The sequence below is a fragment of the Chitinophaga sp. genome, assembly GCF_036566945.1.
GTDB lineage: Bacteria > Bacteroidota > Bacteroidia > Chitinophagales > Chitinophagaceae > Chitinophaga.
Genome location: NZ_DATCVJ010000791.1, coordinates 1 through 8,484, shown reverse-complemented (window position 1 = coordinate 8,484; position 8,484 = coordinate 1). Strand labels below are relative to the sequence as shown.

Sequence of the window (8,484 nt, the reverse complement as noted above, 5' to 3'; positions counted from 1 at the left end):
ATCCTTGTTGCTGGATTTCTTTCAGCCAGTCTACTTCGGGTTTGCCGGCAGCAAAATTTTGTTGTTCAGAGAGGTAAGGTAAATCTGGTGCGTCGGGGCGGCCAGCCTGAATATTATACCAGTGGTTTTTGGTGCGGTATTGTTCACCATTCATTTGTTGAACGGTATTGGCCTGGTATTCCGGTCCGGCGTAGCCGCTGTAGGAGATCACAGGTTTGCCGGTTTTTCCTTTTTTGGTGGTGATCATGATCACACCGTTGGCGCCTCTGGAGCCATAGATGGCGGATGCAGATACGTCTTTCAGGAGATCGATGGCCGCAATATCATTTGGGTTAATATCATTATAGGAGCCGCTGAAAGGGATACCATCCAATACAATCAGTGGTGCATTGCTGGCACTGATGGATTTTAATCCGCGTAAATAGAAGGCGGGAGAGCTACCAGGTTTGCTGCTGTTGCTAACGATATTTACACCCGGTGTAGTTCCTTGAATCGATTGCAAAACGTTTGTAACGGGTAAATTCTGGAGCCTTTCTTTAGGAACAGAAGCAACAGCGCCTGTTACATCGCTTCTTTTCTGGGTACCATAACCTACTACTACCACTTCTGTTTGTTGTGATACAGCTGCTTTCAGTACAATGTTGAAGGTGCCGTTGCCCGTTACAGTTACTTCCTGCGGGATCATGCCCAGGTAGGAAAAAACCAATACCTGGGGAGCTTCCCCGGTAATGTGGAGGACATAGCTACCGTCTGTGCCGGTGCTGACGCCCTGAGAGGAACCTTTCACCCTTACGGATACACCGGGTAAAGGTGCACCTGATTCATCGGTGACCTTTCCTTTTACATCTGTGGGTGGCGCCATTGTTACCTCTTCTGCTTTGGTGGCAGCCACTTTAGGAGAAATGAAAACGGATTTGTTCACGATTTCATATTTCAGGGGTTGTCCTTTCAGCATCAGGTCCAGGAAAGCCTGGATGGATACATTTTCCACTTTCATGGTTACGGGGTTGGCATTTTTCAATACATCCCTGCTGGCCACTACGGTGTAGCCAGATTGTACTCTGATAACAGAGAATATTTTTTCTACCGGAACATTCCTGCCCGACCAGGTGATCAGTTGCCCGAAACTGGTGGCGTGCACATTTAAGAGAACGACCGTAAGCAATAAAAACGTCAGTTTCATAACTAACAGCATTTTGGTTGGAAACCAGCGGCTGGTCAGCACTTTCCTTGATGTAGGTACATGACGGCCCCGGTTACAAAGAGCAATTTTTTGCATAACTTTGCAGTGATTTGGCTTGTAAATAGATAGTTGTCTGGAATACTCAACTGTTTTGCATAGCTGTAATCTTTTAGCCGGAGGTGGTCGAAACACCTTCGGTTTTTTTATTACAGGTATGTTTGTGTTGCTGGCTGAATTTTAGTTCACTGTTTTTCTAACATTCTTTTTTTCTGGTTGTCTATTGGTGATATTTTACGATCCTACTATTAGCTTTCTGCCTTCCAAACGGAAGTGAATACCGGATTCCCGGAGGAATGCGAGTACGCTGGCCAGTGTTACATCACTGCCTATTTCGCCAACAAACGTCATGTCCGGTGGCGTTGTTTCATACACAACATCTATATCGTACCACCGCGCAATCATATTGATAATAGCGGTGAGTTTTTTATCCTGAAAGCTCAGGGTACCGTTTTTCCAGGCAATGACAGAGAGCGTGTCTACCTGTTTGTTGAGTGTGGTGACCCCTGATGTTTTGTTGATCTCCAGTTGTTGTCCTGGTTGCAGGCGTTTTGCCTGTTGTTTTACATTCACCTGTACGGCTCCTTCCAGCAGGGTGGTGCTGATGTTGGCTTCGTCCGGGTAAGAGCTGATATTAAAATGTGTGCCGAGGACTTCCACGGCAGTTTCGTTATTGATGCGCACGATAAATGGTAACGTAGCGTTGGACGCGACTTCAAAGTAAGCTTCTCCCGAAAGTGTTACAGTCCTGTTGCTACCGGTAAAGGCAGTAGGGTAGGTGATGGCGCTGGCGGCATTCATCCATACGTTGGTGCCATCGGGTAGTTGCAGCTGAAATTTCCGGCCCCGGGGGGTGGTCATGGTATTATAGCTCACGGTAACGTTGCCGGAAGCATCATAGCTTAGTTGTCCGTTGCGGAGCGATACCCTGGTTCCCTGTTGCGTGCTGATAACGCCGTTATTCAGGCTATCCAGCACCACCTGGCTGCCATCACCGAGGGTGAGTACCGCGCCATTCTTGCCGGGCTTTACGTCGGTGGTAATGGCGGCTAACGGCCGTGTTGGTGTGGTGGTCTTCTGTGGCTGCATCAGGTAGCCGATAGTGGCTATCAGCAACACTGCTGCTGCTGCCGCCGCATAATACCAGCGATAAGATCTTATTTTTCTAACCTGTGCTGCTGGTTGAAGGATCTGATCGATCGCATCTTCATACAACGCGGGATTATAGGCAGGATCAGGGATGGCGGTGGCATGCAGCTCACTGATGAGTGCTGTCCATTCTTCTTCCTCCCCATCTGTACGCAGTGCGGCAAACAACTCTTCCTCTTCCGCTGCAGTAGCGGTACCGTTATAATAACGATGCAATAAAAAACGGTAGTACTCTTTTGCTTCCACGATACAATCCCTTCTTTTGCTCTTAGACGCCACGAAACAGATACTGTACTATGCGACGTAAAAAAAAATTAAAAAAATCTGGACAGGAGTATAATCAGTAGGATAGGAAGCCGTGTGCCTGTTTGCTTTTCCAGGTATTCACGAATAAATTTGCGGGCGGTCACCAGCTGATTTTTCACCGTATGTTCGGATATGTCCAGGGCTTCGGCAATTTCCTTGCGGGATTTGCCATCCTGGGTATTTAGTATAAAGACTTCCCTGCGGGAGGCAGGTAGCTTTTCAACAGCATGTTTGATGAGCTCCTGTAATTCTCTGGCATAGATGCCGGCAGAAACATCTTCATTATCCGGTATATCTTCTGCCACGTCATCCTGCCGGTTTCTTTCCCGGGCATGTTTCCTGAGTACAGAAAGGGAGTAATTAGATGCCAGTGTATACATCCAGCCACCGGGATTTTCAATATCTCCCAGGGTATGACGGACCAGCCATACTTTCAAAAAAACCTCCTGCAGCACCTCTTCTGCGGCCGTACCGGACTTCAGTAGTTTTGTTACAGACCCCAGCAGCACTGCATTGTAGCGATGATACAATAAACGGAAGGCTGTTTCATCTCCACCTGCAATTTTTGAAAAAAGAAGCCTGTCCTCAGTTAAACTCAAAGTGTGTTCTGGATTTTATGGCAAAAACTATGGATCAATATTATATCATTTCCGGTTTTTCCCCAAACGCTTTCTTTCCGGCCGTGCTTTTTTTGTTGGATATCAATGACGGAAACGGTTAATTTACAGCATGGAAAATCATCCGCGTTTTACAGCAATGGCCTCTGCCGCCATCCATGCCGCCCAATCTGATATGGCAGAAAATGCACACCTGGTGCCGGTTTACGCTACCTCTACTTTTACGTTCGACAATGCTCAACAGGGCATGGACCGTTTCTCCGGCACTGCTCCGGGATATATTTATTCCAGGTTTGGTAATCCCACGGTGACCGTGGCCGAAAACCTGATAGCCACCCTGGAAGCATTTGGTATTGAACAGGAAGATGGCAGCCCTCTGCCTTTGAAAGCCTTGCTGCACTCCAGCGGACAGGCAGCCATGGCCACCCTGTTCCTCGCGAATGTAGCAGCGGGAGATACGGTTTTAACCCATTACTCGCTCTATGGCGGCACGCATGAATTCCTATTTGATTTCCTCCCGAAGTTCGGCGTGAAGGCGCTGATCGCCGATCTGCATCAGCTGGAGCAGGTAGAACAACTCCTGCAAACAGATCACAGCATTAAAATGATTCATATTGAATCTCCCGCCAACCCTTCTATGCGCTGCGTAGATATTGCCGCTATCTGTAAAATTGCCGCTACCCACTCCGTGAAAGTAAGTGTTGATAATACTTTTGCCACTCCTTATCTGCAACAACCTTTCCGGTATGGCGCCGACTTCGTATACCATTCCACCACCAAATTCCTGAATGGTCATGGCACCGCCATCGGCGGCGTTCTCCTCGGCAAGGATCTCCCGCTGATGCAGAAAGTGAACAAAACGGCTAAATTACTGGGAGGCTGCGCCAACCCTTTCGATACCTTCCTGCTCATTCAGGGCATCAAAACCCTGGAACTCCGCATGAAACAACATTGTAGCAATGCCCAGCGCGTAGCGGAATTTTTAGATGCCCATGCCGCCGTGGCCATCGTTAACTTCAATGGTTTGCCCACACATCCGGACTATGAATTATCGGCCCGGCAAATGCGCCACCCCGGTGCTGTGATGAGCTTCGAATTGAAAAATGGTTTTGACGCTGCGGTGCGTTTTATTGATAAACTTCAAATGTGTTTGCGCGCGGTATCGCTGGGTACATTGGATACGCTGGTATCGCATCCTGCTTCTATGACGCATTCGGGCATGAAGAAAGAAGACAGGGAGAAAGCAGGGATTTCTGATGGGTTGATCCGCATCAGTGTTGGGTTAGAGAGTGTAGAGGATATTGTGCGGGATTTGGCGCAGGCGCTGAGTTGAGGTTTTTTTGTAAATTTGCAGATGCCCTGACATCGGAATGTCTTTTCCGGTGGTGCTTTGAAGCTGGGTGTGAATAAAATTACCGGAAGGAAAAAGTGTATTCCTTCCGGTAAAACAGTAAGGCCTAAAAAAGCTATTTAACACCGTTCGTGATCCTGGCCGTCCACTGGAAATACAATTTATCCTGAACGATATGCGTAGCTATCTTTTTTCTTAACAGTTCTTTTACCTGTTCCCGCTCTTGCAGCTGTAATCCGATCAAGGCATTGACAACGGCTGCACTTACACTTGTGACATAATTCCAGTGTTCTTCTGCGGAATTGAATTCAATGATACCGGTCATTTCTTCTTCCTGTATTTGATGCATCCCAATTTCTTCAAACCAGTCGGTCATAAATCCAGGCTGCATACAATAGAACATGCCAGGGATATGATTATTATACATTTTCCGGCCGGTAACTTCTTTCATGGCGTCCAGCACCATGGAGATCCACAGATTTTTTTCCAATAAGCCCCAGGTGGAGACGGTTATTTTGCCTTCGGGTTTCAGTACACGGTGCATTTCCCGCAAACCGGTTTCAATGTTGTTAAAAAACATGACACCATTGCGGCATAATACTGCATCGAAAGCATGATCGGCAAAAGGCAACGCCATGGCATTGCAGCAAAGGGTAATGTAATTAGGAATGTTGCGCTGCCGTGCATTTTCATTGGCATACGCCAGCATTTTGTCAGAGAGATCGATGCCGGTGACAATGGTACCGGGATGTTTTTCAGCGATGGTCAACCCCGGTTCTCCCGTGCCGGTAGCAATATCCAGCAAGGTAGTGGTCTGTGGGGTAATAGATAGCGATTCAATAATTTTGTTACTGATAGGATTTAGTAAAGCATTGACAATTTTGTTCCAGTCGTTTCTACTTTGTGATAAATCATTCCAGCATTCATGGATGGATGACTGTAGGGTCATAGTCTTTAATGATTTGAGGGTTCTCTAATAATAATAGGATTACATAGTCCGTTGTATACCCCTGGGTAAACAAATTACAGGTCATAAATGAGCTTCGCCTTGCGACCTAAATGTAGGAATTTTCGTATGAAAAAAAAGCAGCAATGATTTATTTTTTTATGCAACCGGTTTCATGATATTTTATTATTTGAAATCCTAACTATATACTAATTGCAGACGTTACAATCCTGACAAGAATAGCGATAGCAAATACACACAGGCCACCGACACCAGGCCCATCACAATAGTCCCGGTGCTGTATACCCGCAGCATCTCTTTAATTTCCAAACCCGAGAATTTCGAAATCACCCAGAAATAAGCATCATTGGTATGTGATATCATCATGGAACCGGCTCCCATGGCCAGTACGCAAATGATCCGACCATTAACGGTATCGAGTCCCATGACAGGTAATAGTGGTTGCATGATAGCGGCCGCAGTGATGATAGCTACGGTAGAAGAGCCCTGGGCTGTTTTTAACAGTGCGGTGACGAGAAAAGGGAGTAGCAATCCCATGGCGGCCACAGATTGATTTTGTGCAATATGACTACCGATATCTGCTTTGGCGAGGATGGCGCCAAAGGCACCGCCACCACCAATAATTACCAGTATGCCGGCGGCTTTTTCGGCGCCTTCCTGCAGGAGGATACTCATGTTGCTTTTCAGTTGTGTGAGCGCCAGCAGGATGCCGGTGCTGAGCGCCACTTCCGGAATACCGAGTATAGCGATGAGCTGCAGGAGCAGGGAAGGATGTGTTACTTCCAGGTGGCTGAGCGAACGTATGGCGATGAGGAGAATAGGTATGGCCACGGGTAATACCGACATGAGCACAGAAGGTCCTTTTGTGATGGTTTCCGCGGCGGCAGTATCGTTGCTAACGGTAACGGCTATCCGGCGACCGGCAAAGGCAGACCACAGGTAGCCACTGATGGAAGCGGGAATAGCGATGAGTAATCCGTAGAGCATCACCTTGCCTGTTTCGGCATGAATGGTACCGGTAGCCGCCGTGATGCCGGGATGCGGCGGCATCAGGCAATGTACGGCATACAAGCCGGTGGCCAGCGACGAGGCCATGATGATCATGGGCGTGCCGGAACGTTTTGCCAGGGCTTTGTTTAATCCGCTTAATACAATAAATCCTGAATCGCAGAAGATGGGCATGCCTACGAGGTAGCCAATGATGTTCATGGCCATGGCGGAACGTCCTGTGCCGGTACGGCGCAATACATAGTTGGCCAGTACGGTGGTGCTACCGCTATGTTCCAGTATTAATCCAAGGGTGGTGCCGAGTATAATCAGTAACCCCAGTGAGCCAATGATCGTACCAATGCCTGTTTTGATGGTTGCCAGTATATCATTGATGGGTAACCCCAATATACCTCCGGTAAGGAGACAAGCCAACAACAATGCAAAGAAGGCATGTATCCTGAAACGGGCGGTGAGCAACACAATCAGGGCAATGCCTGCCAGCAGGCCCCCGAGGCTTTGTATCAGTGGAATGGTATTCATAGCCATACAAGATAGTAATTTATTGCTTTCCTGTTGGCGGCCATAATACCTTAATGAAATGATAAACCAGCGATCGCTTTTTGCTCATGCGCCAGCAGCGCCTGTAGTTGTTCTGACGCTACCGAAGAAGGCGCTCCCCAGAAAATGGTACCGGGATAATTGACTTTTTGCGCCTGTATGATTTTCGCTCTTGGCACATGAAAATCAGAGGTCACCACCCATAATATGTCCGGCGCCATGGTGTAAATTAACGGCCTTGCCTGTACGAAATCATCAATGGTATTCACGGAATTGACAGGGTTCGTTAATGCAGCCGCCGGAACGCCGTTGGCCTGCAGGTAGCACTGCGAATAATGATAGTGTGGCTGTGCCGTTTCATTGAAATGGGTACCTTTACCACCGGTGCAGGCGATCAGGAACTGAGGGTTATAGCGGTAAATCTGCAGTACGGCATTCAGCCTGTCCAGCGCTATAGGACTGAGGTTGCCAGCGGTATCATTGGGGGCACCTAGTGACAGAATAAGACCTTTCATGTGTTTGGTGTTTAACAAGGATAAATATAAGGAATTACGAATTACGAATTACGAATTACGGATTTGTGGGGAGATATCCGCGTTTACCATATCTTCACAAATCCGTAATTCGTAATTCAAAATTCAAAATTACCACACACTCACTTCCTGTGCAGTGGCTGTACTTAACCAGCTGGTTTTAATATGCAGGGTGCCTTTTTTGTCTGTTGCGCTGAAATAGCAGCCGGTGGCCGCTTTGTTGAACGCTGACTGATCGGCATATATTTTCACGGCCTGACCATTCACGGTTACCTTTTTAGGTTTCGCCGCCTGATGGATGTCCAGTAAATAAATTCTTTCTTTCAGACGGCCTTCAAAATCGCCTCTGGCCGCATTGATCTTCAGCTGCACGCCTTTGGTGGCATCTACTTCAATCAGTGTTTTGGAAAAACCACCGGTTTTGTAAGCACGGGTCAGTCCATCATCTTCATATAAATCAAAAGAGGAATGCTGGAAAGGATAGATGTCCAGTGTCAGGGTATCTGTTTTCTTTTCTCCATCAAAATTCATGAGTGGGTACATCGGAATAATGGCGCCTTGTTTTACAAACAGGGGCAGCTTGTCCAGCGGTGCGTTGTAGTTGTTGATCACCGTAGGACCGCTGTAGGCGGTACCATCCCAGTAATCAAACCAGGTGCCTTTTGGTAAATAGATGCTGTCTCTTTTTCCTTCGCTTTTATATACCGGCGCTACCAGCAGGGAAGGACCGTTCATGAACTGATATTCCGTTTGGGTACCCTTGCAGATGGCAT

Annotated in this window: 8 protein-coding genes; 1 reads left to right on the top strand and 7 read right to left on the bottom strand. The window is 47.5% G+C overall.

Annotation, left to right across the window (positions count from 1 at the left end; all coding sequences use genetic code 11):
- The 3 genes from VIP81_RS23960 to VIP81_RS23950 form a co-directional block, all read right to left on the bottom strand.
- The coding region (locus VIP81_RS23960) for a SusC/RagA family TonB-linked outer membrane protein (RefSeq protein ID WP_331967318.1) at positions 1 to 1,183 on the bottom strand (1,183 nt) is incomplete at its 3' end.
- A 291-nt stretch (positions 1,184 to 1,474) separates the two neighbouring features.
- Positions 1,475 to 2,635, bottom strand: a complete 1,161-nt coding sequence (locus VIP81_RS23955; protein WP_331967316.1) for a FecR family protein — start codon at positions 2,633 to 2,635, stop codon at positions 1,475 to 1,477.
- Positions 2,636 to 2,703: 68 nt separating this feature from the next.
- Positions 2,704 to 3,294, bottom strand: coding sequence for an RNA polymerase sigma-70 factor (locus VIP81_RS23950; RefSeq protein ID WP_331967314.1), 591 nt, complete (start codon positions 3,292 to 3,294; stop codon positions 2,704 to 2,706).
- Between the two features lie 130 nt (positions 3,295 to 3,424).
- Here VIP81_RS23950 and VIP81_RS23945 point away from each other — a divergent pair, with 130 nt between their 5' ends.
- The gene (locus VIP81_RS23945) at positions 3,425 to 4,645 is read left to right on the top strand and encodes an aminotransferase class I/II-fold pyridoxal phosphate-dependent enzyme (protein ID WP_331967312.1); all 1,221 of its coding nucleotides are present in this window, start codon (positions 3,425 to 3,427) and stop codon (positions 4,643 to 4,645) included.
- A 133-nt stretch (positions 4,646 to 4,778) separates the two neighbouring features.
- Here the strand turns inward: VIP81_RS23945 and VIP81_RS23940 are convergent, their stop codons facing one another.
- The 4 genes from VIP81_RS23940 to VIP81_RS23925 all read right to left on the bottom strand — a co-directional run.
- On the bottom strand, positions 4,779 to 5,612 hold the full coding sequence (locus VIP81_RS23940; RefSeq protein WP_331967310.1) for a class I SAM-dependent methyltransferase: 834 nt from the start codon (positions 5,610 to 5,612) through the stop codon (positions 4,779 to 4,781).
- A gap of 219 nt (positions 5,613 to 5,831) precedes the next feature.
- The gene (locus VIP81_RS23935) at positions 5,832 to 7,166 is read right to left on the bottom strand and encodes a GntP family permease (protein ID WP_331967307.1); all 1,335 of its coding nucleotides are present in this window, start codon (positions 7,164 to 7,166) and stop codon (positions 5,832 to 5,834) included.
- 44 nt (positions 7,167 to 7,210) lie between these two features.
- Positions 7,211 to 7,693 carry a YdcF family protein gene (locus tag VIP81_RS23930; protein ID WP_331967305.1) on the bottom strand — a complete coding sequence of 161 codons (483 nt, stop codon included), beginning with the start codon at positions 7,691 to 7,693 and terminating at the stop codon, positions 7,211 to 7,213.
- A 129-nt stretch (positions 7,694 to 7,822) separates the two neighbouring features.
- Positions 7,823 to 8,484, bottom strand: a 662-nt coding sequence (locus tag VIP81_RS23925) for a DUF5110 domain-containing protein (RefSeq protein WP_331967303.1), incomplete at its 5' end; no start/stop codon positions are given.